This window comes from Streptomyces sp. NPDC047028, from assembly GCF_040644095.1.
GTDB lineage: Bacteria > Actinomycetota > Actinomycetes > Streptomycetales > Streptomycetaceae > Streptomyces.
This window is the reverse complement of the sequence record NZ_JBEYVS010000011.1, coordinates 22174-40006: the sequence shown is the minus strand read 5'-3', so window position 1 is coordinate 40006 and position 17833 is coordinate 22174. Positions and strand designations below refer to the sequence as shown.

Annotated in this window: 14 protein-coding genes; 10 read left to right on the top strand and 4 right to left on the bottom strand. The window is 74.4% G+C overall.

The features are described 5' to 3' along the window. Window positions 1-195: 195 nt before the first annotated feature. From ABZ854_RS12515 to ABZ854_RS12470, 10 genes are all read left to right on the top strand, one after another. Window positions 196-1803: an amino acid adenylation domain-containing protein gene (locus tag ABZ854_RS12515; protein ID WP_361208427.1), complete on the top strand. Its 1608-nt coding sequence runs from the start codon at window positions 196-198 to the stop codon at window positions 1801-1803. Between the two features lie 158 nt (window positions 1804-1961). Beyond that, window positions 1962-3374 carry a citrate/2-methylcitrate synthase gene (locus ABZ854_RS12510; protein WP_361208425.1) on the top strand — a complete coding sequence of 471 codons (1413 nt, stop codon included), beginning with the start codon at window positions 1962-1964 and terminating at the stop codon, window positions 3372-3374. Further along, window positions 3371-5953 (top strand): aconitate hydratase AcnA, encoded by a 2583-nt coding sequence (acnA, locus tag ABZ854_RS12505; RefSeq protein WP_361208422.1) that lies wholly within the window; start codon window positions 3371-3373, stop codon window positions 5951-5953. Before ABZ854_RS12510 ends, acnA begins: the two co-directional genes overlap by 4 nt. Further along, window positions 5950-7377 carry a DUF6025 family protein gene (locus tag ABZ854_RS12500; RefSeq protein ID WP_361208419.1) on the top strand — a complete coding sequence of 476 codons (1428 nt, stop codon included), beginning with the start codon at window positions 5950-5952 and terminating at the stop codon, window positions 7375-7377. Before acnA ends, ABZ854_RS12500 begins: the two co-directional genes overlap by 4 nt. Further along, window positions 7374-8381 (top strand): dipeptide epimerase, encoded by a 1008-nt coding sequence (locus ABZ854_RS12495; RefSeq protein WP_361208416.1) that lies wholly within the window; start codon window positions 7374-7376, stop codon window positions 8379-8381. The genes ABZ854_RS12500 and ABZ854_RS12495 overlap by 4 nt, the downstream gene beginning before the upstream one ends. A gap of 1 nt (window position 8382) precedes the next feature. Further along, entirely contained in the window at window positions 8383-9342 is a 960-nt protein-coding gene (locus ABZ854_RS12490) for a D-2-hydroxyacid dehydrogenase family protein (RefSeq protein WP_361208413.1), read from the top strand. Window positions 9343-9430: 88 nt separating this feature from the next. Beyond that, complete coding sequence (locus ABZ854_RS12485; protein ID WP_361208411.1) at window positions 9431-10783, top strand: LLM class flavin-dependent oxidoreductase; 1353 nt, start codon at window positions 9431-9433, stop codon at window positions 10781-10783. Then, complete coding sequence (locus ABZ854_RS12480; RefSeq protein WP_361208408.1) at window positions 10780-11277, top strand: flavin reductase family protein; 498 nt, start codon at window positions 10780-10782, stop codon at window positions 11275-11277. The genes ABZ854_RS12485 and ABZ854_RS12480 overlap by 4 nt, the downstream gene beginning before the upstream one ends. A gap of 5 nt (window positions 11278-11282) precedes the next feature. Beyond that, complete coding sequence (locus tag ABZ854_RS12475; protein WP_361208405.1) at window positions 11283-12554, top strand: hypothetical protein; 1272 nt, start codon at window positions 11283-11285, stop codon at window positions 12552-12554. A gap of 33 nt (window positions 12555-12587) precedes the next feature. Further along, a complete protein-coding gene (locus tag ABZ854_RS12470) occupies window positions 12588-13841 on the top strand; it encodes an ATP-grasp domain-containing protein (RefSeq protein WP_361208402.1) in 1254 nt (417 codons plus the stop codon). 58 nt (window positions 13842-13899) lie between these two features. Here the strand turns inward: ABZ854_RS12470 and ABZ854_RS12465 are convergent, their stop codons facing one another. The 4 genes from ABZ854_RS12465 to ABZ854_RS12450 form a co-directional block, all read right to left on the bottom strand. Continuing rightward, entirely contained in the window at window positions 13900-14568 is a 669-nt protein-coding gene (locus ABZ854_RS12465) for a response regulator (protein WP_361208399.1), read from the bottom strand. After that, window positions 14565-15185 carry an ATP-binding protein gene (locus ABZ854_RS12460; RefSeq protein WP_361208396.1) on the bottom strand — a complete coding sequence of 207 codons (621 nt, stop codon included), beginning with the start codon at window positions 15183-15185 and terminating at the stop codon, window positions 14565-14567. The genes ABZ854_RS12465 and ABZ854_RS12460 overlap by 4 nt, the downstream gene beginning before the upstream one ends. Window positions 15186-15493: 308 nt before the next feature. After that, complete coding sequence (locus ABZ854_RS12455) at window positions 15494-16486, bottom strand: 2-dehydropantoate 2-reductase N-terminal domain-containing protein (RefSeq protein WP_361208393.1); 993 nt, start codon at window positions 16484-16486, stop codon at window positions 15494-15496. Window positions 16487-16536: 50 nt separating this feature from the next. After that, on the bottom strand, window positions 16537-17802 hold the full coding sequence (locus ABZ854_RS12450) for an ATP-grasp domain-containing protein (protein WP_361208390.1): 1266 nt from the start codon (window positions 17800-17802) through the stop codon (window positions 16537-16539). Between the last annotated feature and the right edge of the window lie 31 nt (window positions 17803-17833).

Sequence of the window (17833 nt, the reverse complement as noted above, 5' to 3'; positions counted from 1 at the left end):
TTGCGCGCACAAACGGAATTGACCGCGAAAAGCCGATTCTGCTCACTGTGCGCGTTGATTGCGTGGCGGAAGCACAAAGCCTGTGCGCAGAAGGGGATTTGCTGGCTTAAGGAGCAGTGCGCTCGCAACGGCGCGGACGGCCCGGGGCACGGCTAGCGTCTGTCCGGCTTCCCGTCACCGTCAGTTCGGACCGACATGACCACAGCACTCGACCGGCGTCTCGGCGCCGGCCTGCTCCACCACGCGAGCACCCAGCCGGGCCGCGTCGCCCTGACCCTCGGGCGCCGCGCCTACACCTACGAGGAGACCGCGCTCACCGCGCGCCGCTGGGCCGCCGCCCTCGTCGACGCGGCCGGGCGCCGGCCCGAGCGGGTCGGGGTGTTCGCCCACCGCAGCGAGGTCTCCTACCTGGGCGTGGCCGCGGCGCTGTTCGCGGGCGCCGCGTTCGTCCCGCTCAACCGGAAGTTCCCGCAGGAGCGGACCCGGACCATGCTGGAACGCGCGGACGTCGACGCCGTCCTGGTGGACGCCGCCTCCGCGCCCCAGCTCGCCGAGCTGCTGCCGCGGCTGCCGAAGCCGCCGGTTGTGCTGCTGCCGGACGCCCGCCGCGCCGACGTGCCAGGGTTCGCCGGGTACCGGGTGCTGGACGCGGCGGACCTCGCGGCGTTCTCCCCGCTCGACGAGCTGCCCGCGCCCGGGCCGGACGACCCCGCCTACCTGCTGTTCACCTCGGGCAGCACCGGGGTGCCGAAGGGGGTGCCGGTCACGCACGCCAACGCGCGGGCGTTCCTCGACGTCAACCAGGACCGCTACCGGCTCACCCCCGACGACCGGCTCACCCAGACGTTCGACCAGACCTTCGACCTGTCGGTGTTCGACCTCTTCATGGCCTGGGAGAACGGTGCGGCGGTCTGCGCGATGGACCCCATCGAGCTGCTCGCCCCCTTCCGCTACCTGGAGCGCAACGGCGTCACCGTCTGGTTCTCCGTGCCCTCGGTGGCGGCCGTGCTGCGCCGGCGCGGGGTGCTGGGGCCCGGCACCATGCCGACCCTGCGCTGGAGCCTGTTCTGCGGGGAGGCGCTGCCCCGGGCCACCGCCGAGGCGTGGCAGGCGGCGGCGCCGTACTCCACGGTGGAGAACCTGTACGGGCCGACCGAGCTGACCATCGCCTGCACCGTGCACCGCTGGGACCCGGTGACGTCGCCGGCCGCGTGCGTCCACGACAACGTGCCCATCGGGCGCCCCTACCCGGGGCTGCACGCCCTGGTGGTGGACGAGGGGCTGGCCGAGGTCGGCGACGGCGAGGCGGGCGAGCTGTGCGTGGCCGGCCCGCAGACCACGCCGGGCTACTGGCGGGCGCCGGGGCTGACGGCCGAGCGGTACTTCGAGCGCGACGGCCGCACCTACTACCGCACCGGCGACCTGGTACGGCACCTGGACGGGCAGTACGTCTGCCTCGGCCGCAACGACCAGCAGGTCAAGGTCGGCGGTCACCGGGTCGAGCTGGGCGAGATCGAGGCCGTGCTGCGCCGGGCCGGGGCCACGGAGGCGGTCTGCCTGCTCTCGCCGGCCGACCAGGCGATCACGGCGGTGGTCTCCGGCACCGGGGACACCGAGGCGCTGGCCGCGGCCTGCGCCGCCGGTCTGCCGTCGTACATGGTGCCGAAGTCCCTGCGGGTCGTCGCGGAGATGCCGGTCAACGCCAACGGCAAGGTGGACCGCGCCGCGCTCCGCGACCGGCTCGGGGAGCACACGGCCGACGACCGCCCCGCCCCGCCGGAGGAGACGGCCGGCCACCGCTGAGCCCCGCCCCGGCACGGAGCCGGCCCAACACGGTCCCGCACGCTCCGGTCCCGGCGCGGTCCCGTCGGCGCACGCGGCCGACCGCCGCCGGCCCGACGGGCACCGCCCACGACACCCGCGCACGACCCCCGCACACGACCCCACACAGGAGGGGAACCATGAGCAGCGTCGACGCCCTCATCGCCCACACCCTGGGCATCGGCGAGGACCGCGTCACCAGCGCCCTCGAATACCAGTCGATCCGGGAGTGGGACTCGCTCGGCCACGTCTCGCTGATGGCGGCGCTCGAAGCGGCGTACGGGGTGACGATCGACGACGAACTCACCCTCGCGCTGCGCTCGGTGCCGGCGATCCGCGCGTTCGCCGAGGGCAGCACCCCCGGCACGGCACCGGCACCGCTGTCCGCGGCCGCGTCCGAGGCCCCGCAGGCGCACACCGTGCACCGGGGCCTGGACGGCGTCCGCTTCGACCGGACGACCATCACCCGCATCGACGGTGCCGAGGGCGTCCTGGAGTACCGCGGCTACAGCATCCACGACCTCGCCGGGCGCGCCTCCTTCGAGGAGGTGGCGTACCTCCTGGTGTACGGCCGGCTGCCCGACGCCGACGCCCTGAGGGCGTTCGAGAAGGAGCTGCGGGCCGCCCGGGAGCTGCCCCGGCCGGTGCTCGACCTGGCCCGCTCGCTGGCCGGCGCCCACCCCATGGACGCGCTGCGCACGTGTGTCTCGGCGCTCGGCGCGTTCGGCCCGCGGCGCCCGGCGGACACCGACGAGTCGCTGGAGGAGGCGCGGGAGACCGGCATCGCGCTGATCGCCCGGATCCCGATGATCGTCGCCGCCCACCACGCCTACCGCAGCGGGCGGGAGCCGTCGATCCCGGCGGAGGAGACCTCGTACGCGGACGCCTTCCTCACCGCGCTGCTCGGCGAGCGGCCCACGGCGGCGGCCGTGCGGTTCATCAACAAGGGCTTCATCGTCCACGCCGACCACAGCTCCAACGCGTCGGCGTTCGCCGCCCGCGTGGCCGTCGGCTCGCGCGCGGGGATGACGGCCGCCCTCACGGCGGCCGTCGCCACCTTCGCCGGTTCGGTGCACGGCGGGGCCGCCGAGCGGGTGGTCCGGCTGGTGGACCAGGTCGGCTCGCCCGAGCGGGCCGCCGAGTACGTGGCCGAACTGCGCGGCCGGGGCGAGCCGGTGATGGGTTTCGGCCACCGCGTGTACCGCACGGAGGACCCGCGGGTACGTCATCTGCGCGACACGGTCGTGGAGTTGAGCCGGGAGCGGGGCGACAGCGGCGGGCTCGACATCCTCGACGCCGTGGCCGAGGCGATGCGCCCCTACGGCCGCTACGGTCTCGCGCCCAACGTGGACCTGTACGCCGGTCTCGCCTACCGCCTGCTCGGTCTGCCCGACGACCTCGCCGTACCGCTGTTCGTGGTCGGCCGCACCGCGGGCTGGGTGGCCCAGGCCCTGGAGCAGCAGTCCAACAACGTGCTCATCCGGCCGCTGCTGGAGTACGTCGGCCCGCGCGGCCTGCGGTACCCCGCCGACCGGACGGTGGCGGGCCGATGACGGCGCCGGCCGGGACGCCGCTCGCCGGACGGGACGCCGAGCAGTACGGGCTGCCCGCGTTCGCCGCGGGGGCGGGCTTCGACCTGGACGCCGTCCCGTACACCGGGCGGGTGCTGCTGGAGTCGCTGCTGCGGGCGGGTGACACCGCCGCGGCGGCCGGGCTCGGCAAGCGGCTCGCGGCAGGCGAGGAGCCGGGCCTGGAGATGCCGTTCGTGCCCGCGCGGATCCTGGTCCAGGACTACACCGGTATCCCCCTGCTGGTGGATCTCGCCGCGCTGCGCGACCGGGTGGACCGGCCCGGCCTCGTCCATCCGGCGCTGCCCGTCGACGTGGTCGTCGACCACTCCGTGCAGACCGACTTCGCGGGGCGGGCGGACGCGCTGGCCCGCAACGAGGCGCTGGAGCTGGAGCGCAACCGGGAGCGGTACGCGTTCCTGAAGTGGGCCGAGGGCGCGTTCGACGGGCTGCGGGTGGTCCCGCCGGGCAGCGGCATCGTGCACCAGGTCAACCTGGAGCGGCTGGCGACCGTGGTCGCGCAGGGCCCGGACGGTGTGCTCTTCCCGGACACCGTGATCGGCACCGACAGCCACACCACCATGGTCAACGGGCTCGGTGTCCTCGGCTGGGGGGTCGGCGGGCTGGAGGCGGAGGCCCTGCTGCTGGGGCTGGCCCGGCCGGTCCGCGTGCCGGCCGTGGTGGGTGTGCGCCTGACCGGCGCCCCGCGTCCGGGCACCTCGCCGTCCGACATCGTCCTCGCGCTGACCGAGCGGCTGCGCCGGGAGGGCGTACGCGGACTGATGCTGGAGTTCACCGGCCCGGCCATGGGCGCCCTGTCGGCCCCGGACCGCTGCACGATCGCCAACATGGCGCCCGAGTACGGTGCCATGACCGCGTTCTTCCCGGTGGACGCCGAGACCCTCGACTACCTGCGGCGCACCGGCCGTTCTGAGGCGCGGACGGCCCGCGTCGCGGAGTACTGCCGCCGGCAGCGCCTGTTCCGCGAGGACGGCGCCCCGGAACCCCGGTTCGGCCGCGTCATCGAGTTCGACCTGACCGAGGTGGGCCCCAACCTGGCCGGCCCCAGCCGCCCCGACCAGCGCATCTCCCTCGCGGAACTCCCGGCGTCCTTCGAGGCGCTGCGGTCCGCCGGGGACGGGGGCGAGACCGACCCCGTTGACGCGGCTCCGGGCCGGGTCCGGGACGGGGATCTCGTCATCGCGTCGATCACCTCGTGCACCAGCACCTCCAACCCGAGGGCGATGCTGGCGGCCGGGGTGCTGGCGCGGCGGGCCGTCGAGCGGGGTCTGACCGTTCCCGGGCATGTGAAGACGAGTCTGGCGCCCGGCTCCCGGGCCGTCACCCGGTATCTGCGCGAGGCGGGTCTGCTCGCGGACCTGGAGAAGCTGGGCTTCCATGTCACGGGGTACGGCTGCATGACGTGCAACGGCGGCAGCGGACCGCTGAACGAGGGCGTCGGGGAGGCCGTGGACGAGGGCGGTCCGACTGTCGCGGCGGTGCTCAGCGGCAACCGCAACTTCGAGGGCCGGGTGCACGCCCAGGTCCGCGCCGGATACCTGGCCTCGCCGGCCCTGGTCGTCGCGCTGGCCCTCGTCGGGCACGTCCGCGCCGACCTGGACCGCGAACCGCTGGGCACGGACCCGGGCGGCGAGCCGGTGATGCTGCGCGACCTGTGGCCGGACGACAGAGAACTCGGGCGGCTGGAGGCGGAGTTCGTCACCCCGACCGTCTTCGCCGAGGACCCGGCGGCCCGGGCCGGCTGGGACGCCGTACCCGCGTCGCGCGCGGAGGTGTTCGCCTGGGACCCGGACTCCACCTACATCCGGCCCCCGGCGTACACCGACGCCGCCCCCCGCACCGGTTCGCCGACCGGCGCGCGGGCGCTGCTCGCGCTCGGCGACGACGTCAGCACCGACCACATCTCCCCCGTCGGCGCGATCGCTCCGGACTCCCCGGCCGGCCGGTACCTGGCCGAACGCGGCGTACGGCGGCGGGACTTCAACTCCTACGGCTCGCGGCGCGGCAACCACGAGGTGATGGCCCGCGGCACCTTCGGCAACCCCCGGCTGCGCAACCGGCTGGTGGGCACCGGCGACAGCGGCGGCACGACGCTGCACCTGCCGAGCGGCGACCGGCTGCCGGTGTACGAGGCGGCCTGCCGCTACGCCGCAGAGGACACCCCGCTGATCGTGCTGGCGGGCCGCTCCTACGGCATGGGCTCCTCCCGGGACTGGGCGGCCAAGGGCCCCTGGCTGCTGGGGGTGCGGGCGGTCCTCGCCGAGAGCTTCGAGCGCATCCACCGCGCCAACCTGTGCGCCATGGGCATCCTGCCGCTGCTGCTGCCCGAGGGCCGCGGCTGGGCGGACCTGGGGCTGACCGGGCACGAGGAGTTCCGGCTGGCGCTGGACGACGTCCGGGAGACCGGCACGGCGGAGGTCACCGCGGGCACCGTCTCCTTCACCGTGCGCGCCGACGTGCACTCCGGGGAGTGGGACGTGCTGCGGGCCGGCGGCACCCTGCCCCACCTGCTGCGCCGGCTGCGGACCGGGGAGGCCCGGTGAACGGCACGGACCTGCCGGACGGCCAGGGCGGACGCGCCCGGCCGGCCGGGCGGCTGCTGGACGAGCTGGGGCTGCGCTCCGCCGTCGGGGCGGACGCGCTCGCGGCCGGCGAGAAGACGTTCAGCCCGGTCCACCTCGGCACCCAGGACGTGCCGATCGGTGCCCTGCTCGACGCGCTGCGCCGCGACCCGGACCTGCTGCCGCCACGCACCGGGCACCTCGGCAACTGGGAGGACATCGCGCTCGGCCGGTCGGGCCCGATGGACTTCAACACCGCGATCTGCGGCGGCGGTCACGGCTATCCGCTGATCTACGGCTTCACCCGCACCGAGGCCGCCACGGAGGGCGGCGACGAGGGGTACCGGCCGGGCTCGCTGATCGAGCAGGGCAAGCGGGACACCCTCGACCTGTACACCTGGGACGGGCGGGCCTTCGTACGGCGCGACCGCGACCGCCCGCTGTTCTGCCCGCTGACCCAGGCCGGGGTCGACGGCGGCCTGGTGCCGCTCGTCGACCTGCACTGGCGCCGGATGCGCACGATCCCCGGCTACCGCTTCCGGCAGTGGGCCACCGTCCTGGTCGAACACGGCCCGCTGGTCACGGACATGCTCACGCTGCTCATCGAGCAGGCGGACGCCACGGCGAAGCAGGGCACCCGGCTGGCGGAGCTGATCAGCCAGGCGGTCCGGCTGGACGGCGACGTGGCCCGCTGCGACCTGGCGGCGGACGGCCCGGGATACGTGCTGGACGGGTACCGCTACCCGTCCGCCCGCGCGCTCGCCGAGGCCGCGATGGTCCTGGTGCGGGCCCTGACCGACCCGGCGGCCTTCTTCGAGCAGCTGCCCGGCCTGCCGCCGGTGCTGCCGGTGATGTCGCTTCAGCTGACCAACGTGCTGTTCGGCCTGCTGGACACCCACCGCCCGGACCGCCCGGCCGGTGCCCCGGAGTCCCCCTTCATCACGCATGTGCACTGGGGGGCGCGGGCCATGGCCGGCTGCCCGCCCCGGCGCGGCGGCTATCTGACGCGCCGGTCCACGGTCCGCTCCCTGCGGGCGATCGCCAGCCCGCTGGTGCGCCGTTTCGAGCAGGCCGCCCCGGTGGCGTTCGTGCTGCTGCCCGCGCAGGTCTTCATGCTCTGCCCGCCCAGCACCTCCCCGGCCGACGCGGACCTCCTCGCGGACCTGTTCCGCACGGTGCGCGCGGCCCGGCCCGACGCCGCCCACCCGACCGCGCTCGGCTGGCTCGGGGAGCACGGGGAGCGGCTCTCGCCGTACCTGCGCGGCCGGTTCAGGCCGGGTACCGGTGTCCCCTCGGACGGGGTGCCGCGCGAGCCGGCCCTGCCGGTGGAGCCGGACGGCTTCCGGGAGCTGACGTTCCGGCAGGCCAGCGCCCTGGTCGCGGCCTTCGAGGAGGTGCTGGGATGAGGTTCGCGCACCGCACGGTGACCATCGCGCTCAAGGAGCCGTTCGCCAGCAACACGGGCGTGACCACGGAGGTACGGCAGTGCGTCGTCGAGCTGGACTGGGAGGGGCTGCGCGGCTACGGCACCGCGCGCGGCGCCGACCCGGCCGAGGTCGGCGCGTGCGCCCCGCTGCTGGCGGACGTCTCCTCGCCGTACGAGCTGCGGCGGGTCATGGACCGGCTGGCCGGGGCCGGGATCGGGCCGGCCGCCCGGTGCGCCGTGGACCTGGCGCTGCACGACCTGCTGGGCAAGGCGTGCGGGCAGCCCCTGCACCGGCTGTGGGGCCTGGCCGGTCTGCCCGTGCCGCCGACGGCCCTGTCGATCGGCGCCTGCCCGGACGGCGAACTGCGCTCCCGGGCCCGGGAGCTGGCCGGCTGGCCGGTGCTGAAGCTGAAGCTCACCCCGGAGGACGACGGCAGCCGCGCCGGGGTGCTCGCCTCGGTGTACGGCGGCCGTATCCGGGTCGACGGCAACGGCTCGTGGAGCCCGGACCGGGCGCTGAAGGTGGCCCGCACCCTGCACCGCCACGGCGTGGAGATCCTGGAGCAGCCGGTCCCGCCCGGCGACCCGGACGCGCTGCGCTACGTGCACGAGCGGTCCCCGGTACCGGTGTACGCCGACGAGGACTGCGCCGGACCCGAGGACATCGGGCGGCTGCGCGGCCGGGTGAGCGGGGTCAACGTCAAGCTGGTCAAGTGCGGCGGCCTCCTCGCGGCCCGCGAGACGGTGACGCTGGCGCGGCGCGCCGGCCTGCGGGTGATGCTCGGCTGCAAGCTGGAGAGCGCCCTCGGGGTGAGCGCCATGACCCAGCTGGCGCCGCTCGCCGACGAACTGGACCTGGACGGCCATCTCTCTCTGGTCGGCGACCCGTTCGGCGGCCCGGCCGTCGAACGTGGTGAGATCGGCCTGCCGACGGCCCCCGGCCTCGGCGCGATCACTACCGGCACCGACTACGGAGACAACTGACATGCGACTGCGCTGTGCCGTCCTCGACGACTTCCAGGACGCGGCCCTCGGCTCGGCCGACTGGAGCCCCGTCGAGGACCGGGTCGAGGTCGTCATCTTCCGCGACCACCTCACCGACGAGGACGAACTCGCCGCCCGCCTCGCCGACTTCGACATCGTCGTCACCCTGCGCGAGCGGGTCCGGTTCCCGGCCGCGCTGCTGGACCGGCTGCCCCGGCTCCGGCTGCTCGTCGCCTCGGGCATGCGCAACTCGGTGATCGACTACGCGGCCGCCGAGCGGAACGGGGTCACGGTGTGCGGCACCGCCAGCTCCTCCACCCCGCCGGTGGAGCTGACCTGGGCGCTGCTGCTCGGCCTGGCCCGCGACCTGGTCGCCGAGAACACCGCGCTGCGCACCGGAGGGCCCTGGCAGTCCTCGGTCGGCGCCGATCTGAACGGCCGCCGGCTGGGCCTGCTGGGCCTGGGCAAGATCGGCGCCCGGGTCGCCCAGGTCGGCCTGGCCTTCGGCATGCGGGTCAGCGCCTGGAGCCAGAACCTGACGAAGGAGCGCGCCGACGAGGTGGGGGTGGAACTCGTCGCGTCGAAGGAGGAGTTGCTGCGGACCAGCGACTTCGTCTCCATCCACCTCAAGCTCGGCGACCGCACCCGGGGCCTGGTCGGTGCCGCCGAACTCGCCCTGTTCAAGCCCTCCGCCTACCTGGTCAACACCTCCCGCGCGGCAATCGTCGACCAGGACGCGCTGCTCGCCGCGCTGCACGAGGGCCGGATCGCGGGCGCGGGCCTCGACGTGTTCGACGTCGAGCCGCTGCCCGCCGGCCACCCCGTGCGCACCGCACCCCGGCTCCTCGCCACCCCGCACCTCGGCTATGTCTCGCAGAGCAACTACGCGACGTACTACAGCCACGCCGTCGAGGACATCCAGGCGTTCCTCGCGGGCGAGCCGGTCCGCCGGCTCGGCTGACCGGACGCCGCGCACGGCCGGCCCCCGCCGGCCGGCCGTGCCCGGGGGTGCCCCCTCGTAGTCCGTACCCTGCACCTTGGAGATCCACGTGAGCGCGCAACGCCGCATGATGAAGCTCGGCGCCTTCCTGCCCGCGCCGGGGCACCACGTCGCCGCCTGGCGCCATCCGGACGCCCGGCCCGACGGCGGACTCGACTTCGACTACTACCGCGGTCTGGTGCAGACCGCCGAGCGCGGCCTGTTCGACATGGTGTTCCTCTCCGACGGGGCGGGCGTGCGCACCAAGTACCGGGACGCCGACGAGCTGAGCCGGCAGGGCCGGATGGTGCACTTCGAGCCGCTGACGCTGCTGTCGGCGCTCGCCGTGCACACCACGCACATCGGACTGGCGGCCACCGCCTCCACGACCTACAACGAGCCCTTCAACGTGGCCCGCTCGTTCGCGTCCCTGGACCACCTGAGCGGAGGCCGCTCGGGCTGGAACGTGGTCACCTCGGCGACCGACGCGGAGGCCCGCAACTTCAACCTGGACAAGCAGCCCGCACACGCCGCCCGCTACCACCGGGCGCGCGAGTTCATGGAGGTCGTGACCGGGCTGTGGGACAGCTGGGAGGACGACGCCTTCCTCTACGACAAGGAGTCGGGGCGTTTCTTCGACCCGGAGAAGCTGCACATCCTCGGTCACGAGGGAGAGCACTTCAAGGTCCGCGGCCCCCTCAACGTGGCCCGGCCCCCGCAGGGTCACCCGGTGATCGTGCAGGCCGGGTCGTCCCCGGACGGGCAGGACTTCGCCGCCCGCTGGGCCGAGGTCGTCTTCACGGTGCAGCAGACCCTGGACGGGGCGCAGACCTACTACCGCGGGCTGAAGAAGCAGGTCGCCGACCACGGCCGGGACCCGGACGAGGTGAAGATCCTGCCCGGCGCGTTCATCGTCGTCGGCCGCACCCAGGCGGAGGCCGAGGACAAGTACGCCACGCTCCAGGAGCTGGTCGACCCGGTCGTCGGGCTCGGCATGCTCTCGTACCAGCTCGGCATGGTCGACATATCCGGCTACGACCTCGACGGGCCGCTGCCCGAACTGCCGCCCACCGAGGGCTCGACCAGCAAGCAGCAGCTGCTGTACGAGAAGGCCCGCCGGGAGGGGCTGACCATCCGGGAGCTGTACCTGTCCGTGGCCGCCGGACGCGGGCACCGCTTCCTGCTGGGCACGCCGGAGACGATCGCGGACGCGCTGGAGGAGTGGTTCACGGCGGAGGCCGCCGACGGCTTCAACATCATGCCGGACTACCACCCGGGCGGCCTGGACGCGATCGTCGAGCTGCTGGTGCCGGAGCTGCAACGGCGGGGGCTGATGCGCACCGCCTACGAGGGCACCACGCTGCGGGAGAACCTGGGCCTGACCCGGCCGGCGTTCCGCACGACGGCGGGGGCCACTCCGTGACCGTCGAGGCCACGGCCCTCAGGTCGGTGCTGCGCGCGCACGCCTCCGGCGTCACCGTGCTCACCGCCCGGGGGCCCGCCGGGCCGGCCGGCGTCACCATCACCTCGTTCACCTCGCTCAGCGCGAGCCCGGCACTGGTGTCCTTCGCGCTGGCCGAGACCTCCAGCACCTGGGAACTGGTCCAGGACGCGCGGTGGTTCGGGGTGCAGTTGCTGGGCGCCCACCAGGCGGACCTGGCCGAGCGGTTCGCGACCCGGGGCGCCGACCGGTTCGCCCCGCCCACCGGCTGGCACCACGGCCCGCACGGGGTGCCGCTGCTCGACGACTGCCTGGGCTGGCTCGTGTGCGCCGCGCGGGAACGGATCAGGGTCGGCGACCACCACCTGGTGGTCGCCGCGGTCGAGCAGGTACGCGAAGGCGGCCCCGGGGACAGCCTCGTCCACCTCCACGGGCGGCTGCGGCCGGTCACCTCCACCACCGTGTCAAGGATCTGAGAGCCATGCCGAAAGTCCTGCTGTTCTCCCGCCAGCCGCTCACCGGCCGCCCGCTGCACGAGTGGCTGGACGACACCGCCGACAGCGTCATCCTCGTCACCACGCCCAAGGCCGTCGAGGGCGCCGAGGACGTCCTCGCCGAGCACTTCCCGATGCACCGGCTGGTGCCGGACTACCACTCCTGGGCCACCGAGCGGGTCGCCGAGGAGGCCGCGCGCGCGTACGGCGCCGACCTGGTCGCGAGCACCAGTGAGAGCGACGTGCTGCGGGCGGCCCGGCTGCGAGCCCGGCTGGGACTGCCCGGTCAGCTGCCCGACTCCGCCACCGCCTACCGCGACAAGGTCGTCATGAAGCGGATCGCCGGCGAGGCCGGCATCCGGGTGCCCGCGTTCACGGCGGTGGACAGCGTGGCGGACCTGCTGGACTTCCTGGACCGCACGGGCTGGCCTGCGGTCGTCAAGCCGCGCTTCGGCGCGGGCTCCGAGGGCGTGGCCGTGCTGCGCGGCCCGGCGGACGTCGCCGCGTTCCTGGACCGGCAGCGCGCGGCCGACGTGCCGTACCTGCCGGGGCAGTGGATGGCGGAGAGCTTCGTGCACGGGGACTTCTTCCACGTGGACGGCATCATGCGGGACGGCCGCGTGGTGCACTCCTGGCCGGCGCGGTACAACGGCGGCGGGATCGCGCAGCGGGTGTGGGACGACTCGCACGTCAGCAGCGTCATGCTCGACCCGGACGACCCCGCCTTCACGCCGCTGGCCGGCCTGACCCGGGACGTGGTCGCGGCCCTGCCGGCCGCGCCGCACCCGCTCGCCTTCCACCTGGAGGCGTGGATCGGCACCGACGGCGAGCCGGTGCTGTGCGAGATCGCCAGCCGGGCCGGGGGCGCGCTGATCGCCGAGGCGTACGAGCGGGTCTTCGGCGTGCAGCTCGCGAGGGAGGGCCTGCGCGCCCAGTGCGGCAGCGCGCTCACCCTGGCCGGGCAGCCGGCCGCACCGGCGGAGCTGGCCGGCTGGATCCTGTACCCGCCGGGCTACGGCGCGTTCGTGCCGCCGGCCGGTCCCTGCCCGGTGCCCACGGCACAGCTGACGCACGCGATGGCGCCGGGCGCGGTGGGCCGCGGGGTGGAGCACCTGACCCAGGCGGCCGCCACCGCCCTGGTGGCGGCCGGGTCGGCGGAGGAGGTCCGCAAGGACATGGAGGAACTGACGCGCTGGTGGTACGACGCCACCGACTGGGTCCGCGGGCCCGACGCGTCCGACGCGTCCGACGCGTCCTGATGACATCGGGTGACATCGGTGAGAGGAACTGTCATGTCTGAGCACGTCCTGGTCGTCGGGACCGGCCGCGACTTCCCGGCCCGGCTGCGCGCCGCCCGGCCGGGCACCGAGACCACGGTGATGGTCCAGCTGGACTACATCGGCAAGGTGCGCGAACCGGGCGGCAACGCCCGGGTGATGGGGGTGCGCGGGGACGCCCCGGACGCGGAGTGGATCGCGCTGGCGCGGGCCGCGCACGCGCTGCGCCCGTTCACCCGGATCGCCACCTTCGGGGAGCGGGACCAGGACCGGTACGCGGCGATCGGCGAGGCCCTCGGCCTGGCGTGCCACAGCGTGAAGACGGTCGGGCTGGTGCACGACAAGGAGGCCATGCGGGACCGGCTGGCCGAGGCGGGCGCCGACACCACCGCGCACGCCCGGGTGGCCGACGTGGAGGCGCTGCGCGCGTTCGTGGTCGCGCACGGGACCTGCGTGGTCAAGCCGGTCTCCGGGTCGGGCAGCGCGGGCGTCGCCCGGGTGACCGCCGACAGCGACCTGGCCGCCGCCTTCGAGCGGGCCGGCGGCAGCTATCTGGGGCTGGCCAACCCCGGTGTGCTGGTGGAGGAGTTCATCGAGGGCACCCAGTACAGCGTGGAGGCGGTCTCGGAGGACGGCGAGCACCAGGTGGTCGCCGTCACCCGCAAGTACTCGGACCCGGCGACCTTCGTGGAGCTGGGCCACGTCTCCCCGGCCGTGCTGCCCGAGGAGCGGCGCGCGGAGATCGCGGCCTGCGTGACCGGTGTCCTGGACGCGCTGGGGGTGACCTTCGGGGTGACGCACACGGAGGTGGTGCTCGGCGGCGCCGGCCCGCGGGTGATCGAGACGCACGTACGGATGGGCGGCGACGACATCCCGGGGCTGACCCTGGACTCGACCGGTGTCGACCTCGACGAGTGCGCTCTGCGCCAGACGCTCGGAGAGCGGGTGCTGCCGGACGTGCGGGCCGCGCTGACCGCGGCGGACGGCCGGCCAAGTTCGGCGATCTGGTTCGCGGTGCTGGCCGGACGCGGGGTGCTGGGTGAGGTCGGCGGCCTGGCCGAGGCGCGTGCGGTGCCCGGTGTGTCGGCGGTGCAGGTGACCGCCCGCGAGGGCGCGGAGGTCGGCGGGCTGACCTCCTCCGATTCCCGGGTGGCGTACGTCCGTGCGCTCGGCGGCAGCGCCGAGGAGGCGGTGGAGGCCGCCCGTGGAGCCGTCGCCCACCTGGAGTTCCAGCTCCGGGTGCGCGACGCGGGTGGCCCGGCGGTGTGAGCCGCCGGGCCGCCCGGCCCCTGGTGCCGCCCGCCAGTTCGGCGGGCGGGCGGCACCATCAGCCGGCCGAGTAGTGGTGCTCGGGGCGGCCGCTGTCCCCGTACTTCAGGGTCAGCCGCAGCCGGCCCTGTTCCTCCAGGTACTTCAGGTACCGCTGGGCGGTGGACCGGCTGACCCGGGCGTGTTCCGACACCTCGCCGGCGGACACGGGGCCGCCGGCCCGGGTGACGATCTGCCGGATCAGCTCGGCCGTGCGCTGCGTGTACCCCTTGGGCATCGGGCTGACGGCGGCCGAGGCACGCAGGGTGCCGAGGACCCGGTCGATCTTGTCCTGGTCCAACTCGGTGTCGTCGAGGGCGCCGCGCAACTGCGCGTACGCCTCCAGCTTTCCGCGCAGCCCGTCGAAGGTGAACGGTTTGACGATGTACTGGAGCACGCCGGCCCGCAGCGCCTCCTGGACGGAGGCGGGCCGGTTGTCCGCGGTCACCATGATGACGTCGACGGCCGGCCCCTCCCGGCGCAGCCGGCGGGTGAGCGAGAGGCCGCTCTCGTCGGGCAGGTAGTGGTCGAGGAGGACCAGGTCGATGCCGCCGGACTGGACGGCCTCGAACGCGGCGGCGGCGTCGTGCGCCCGTCCGGCGACCCGGAAGCCGGGCACCCGGGACACGTACCGGGCGTTGATGCCGGCCACGTGGAAGTCGTCGTCGACGACGAGTACGCCGATCACGAGGCCTCCCGCCCGCCGGTACACCCCGCCGTCCTCGGCAGCCGTACGGTGAACTGCGCTCCGCCGCCGCGTCGTTCGGTCACGGCGACCGTGCCGCCGTGCTCGCGCAGCACGTCGGAGACGAGGGCCAGGCCGAGACCGCGGTGGCCCGCTCCGGTGTGCCGCTTGGTGGAGGCGCCCTCGACGAAGATCCACCGCCGGCGCCCCGGCGGAACTCCGGGGCCGTTGTCCGCCACCCGGAGTTCGGTGACGGGACCGCGTTCGTCCAGGGTGACCTCGATGCGGGGGCCGTCCTGGGCGGCCGCCCGGTGTCCGAGGAGGGCGTCCACGGCGTTGTCGATCAGGTTGCCCAGGACGGTCACCAGGCCGTCCGCGGTTCCCGGTCGCGGATCGAGCCGCGAGGTCCGGCTGACCGACAGTTCGATGCCGTGGGCCGCCGCGGTCACGGTCTTGCCGACGAGGAGGGCACGGACGAGTGGTTCGCGGACCCGTCCGGTGATGTCCTCCCAGTCGTGCGCGGCCAGTTCGAGCAGGCCGACCAGGGTGTGCAGCGCATTGCGGCGTTCGTGTTTGTGCGCGTTGTCCCGTATACGTGCTGGTGAATTCAGAGCAGGCATGTGATGGGTCACCCAGCCTCTTTCGAGTCTCCCCCGTGCGCGAGATCCGGACATCGTGGCCGAATCACGCACGGCTCATCAGGCCAGCGCGGAGCGGTTGTTGACCGCTTAACCACACTGAGGGCGGTTTCAACCGCCACCGGAATTCATTGATTCCGATCGGCGGTGACGGCAGCAAGTCCTGTTGAGTAAAGAGATTGATTTTACCAACTACTTACCTCCGGAACGTACAGGTGAATTCCGGTCACAGCCCGTACGGCCGGTGCGCTCCCCCGCGAAATCGGCGAAACGGCATGTCACACGGGTGCTCAGAGCAGGGAAAGGATCTCCTCCGCCGACGTGCTGCCGGGCGTCCGGCCCTGCTCCGCCGCCGCGTTCGCCAGCGAGAGCAGCGTCTCGTTGACCGGGGTGGGCACTGAGTGCAGCCTGCCGAGCAGCACGAACTCGCCGTTGATGTAGTCCGCTTCGACCGAACCGGCGCCACGGGCCAGGCTCTGCCACGTCGACCCCAGCGCGCGCTCGCCGTCGGGCACCGGCTGCGGCTCCACGGCGCCCTCGCGCAGCGCGGCCAGTTCGGCGGCCTCGGCGAAGCCGGTCCCGGCCGCCTTCAGCACCGCCGTACCCTCGGCGCGGGCCCGCGCGGCCAGTTCGGCGGCGGCCGAGCCGGGCGCCACCGGACCGCACAGGGCCTCGACGGTCTGCGCGAGGTTGCCCAGCAGTTTGGTGTACTTGAAGCGCATGACGTCCGGTACGACCGGGGCGCGGAACACCGAGTCCTCCAGGTCCGCGGCGACGGCCCGGACCGTGTCGTCGGCGCCGTCGGGATAGCCTCCGAGCACCAGGACCCCGGTGTAGGGGCCGCAGGCCGCGGTGACCGCGCCGGGGCGCAGGAACGCGGCCGGCAGGACCACGCACACCCCGTACACCCGGCGGAACAGGCGCAGCGCCAGCCGCTCGTTCTCCACGCCGTTCTGCGCGCACAGCAGCGGCAGCACCTCCCCCGCCGTACCGCCCCCCGCGACCGGCCGGCGCGCCCAGCGGGCCAGCGCGTCCGCCGTGTGCTGGGTCTTCACGGCCAGGACGAGCACGTCGTCCGGGCGCAGTTCGACGTCCTCGGGGCCGCCGGCCACCGGGATGCGCACCTGCCGGGTGCCCTCGGGGGTGGTGAAGCGCAGCCCGTCGGCGCGCAGCACCGCCGCGTGCTCCCCCCGGGCCACCAGGACGACGTCCCGGCCGCTCTCGTGCAGCCGCCCGCCCAGGGAACCCCCGACGGCACCGGCCCCGATCACGATGTACCGCATCACTGCTCTCCGCTTCCCTCGTGCTGCTCGCCCGGCGGACCGTCCCGCCGTCACCGGGTCCATTCAACCGAGGTGCCGTACCAGGCCGCGAGTTCCCCCACCCGCTGCTCCACCTCGGCGGCGTCCCGGCCCGTCACGACGTAACCGGCCAGGTACACACCGGACTTCTCGCCCCCCTCGTACCGAATGCCGACGCGGCCGCGCAGCCGCTGCTCGACGACGTACGGCGGCGGGTCGGCGGGCAGCGCGGCGAGGGTGCCGGCCTCCGGGTAGAAGACGACCCAGCCGGCCGAGCGGCCCGGGGCCGCCCCGGTCACCTCGCGCACCCGGTGCGCGGCACCCTCGACCTGGGCCAGGAACCACTCCTCGTCCAGGTCGAGGCCGCTCGCGGCGCGCACGGCCGCGCCGGTCAGGGCGCCCCCGGTGCGGCTGGCCACCTCGCACAGCACCAGGTCGTCGCCGGGCGTGCGGAACACCTCCAGGTGGAAGGTGGTGCACGCGGGCGTCGGCAGCGCGTCCAGCACCCGCCGGGCGTATCCGGCCAGCCGGTCCACGAGCGGGTCGTCCCGGGTCAGCTGGACCGAGCCCAGGTGGGCACCGCTGCGGTAGGACAGGCAGTCGTTCAGGTAGCGGGAGACGAACACCGCGCGGGGGCGGCCGTCCACGACGAGGCCGTCCACCACGTACATGTCCCCGTCGACGAACTCCTCGGCCTGCGCGTGCTCGGGCAGCCCGGCGGCGAGCAGTTCCGCGAGGTCCGCGTCGTCGCGCAGCACCCGCGTGCCCGTGGAACCCGAGCCGAAGGCCGGTTTGACGACCACCGGGTACGGGTGCTCGCGCAGGAAGGCGAGGAGGTCGACGACCAGTCGCACCGGGGCGAACTCCGGGACGCGCACCCCCTGTTCCCGCAGCAGCGATTTCATCAGCACCTTGTCCCGGAACGCGAGCGCGCCGGCGAAGTCCTGGCCGTCCGCGCCGACCAGCTCGCGCAGCCGGGCCGCGCGCAGCACGTCGGCCTCCGAGCGGGCCACCACCGTCCGGGGCCGGAGCGCCAGCACGGCCCGCTCCACCTCGCCGCCGGTGGCGTACGCGTCGAAGGACCGGGCGCCCGGGATGTGGCGGTACTGGGGGTACCGGCGCGCCGAGACCAGCAGCGAGGGCCGGATCCCGGCCTCGGCGGACCACTTGTCGTACGGGGTGTCGGCGTAGTCGCTGTCGACGAGGACGACGAGCGGTCCGCCGGTGCGGTCCTCGGGGCGGGCGCCGTCTGCCGGTCGCACACCGTCCGTCGGTCGTATGCCGTCTGCGGGTGGCATCGCTTCTCCTCCGCTTCGCAGGCCGCCTGCA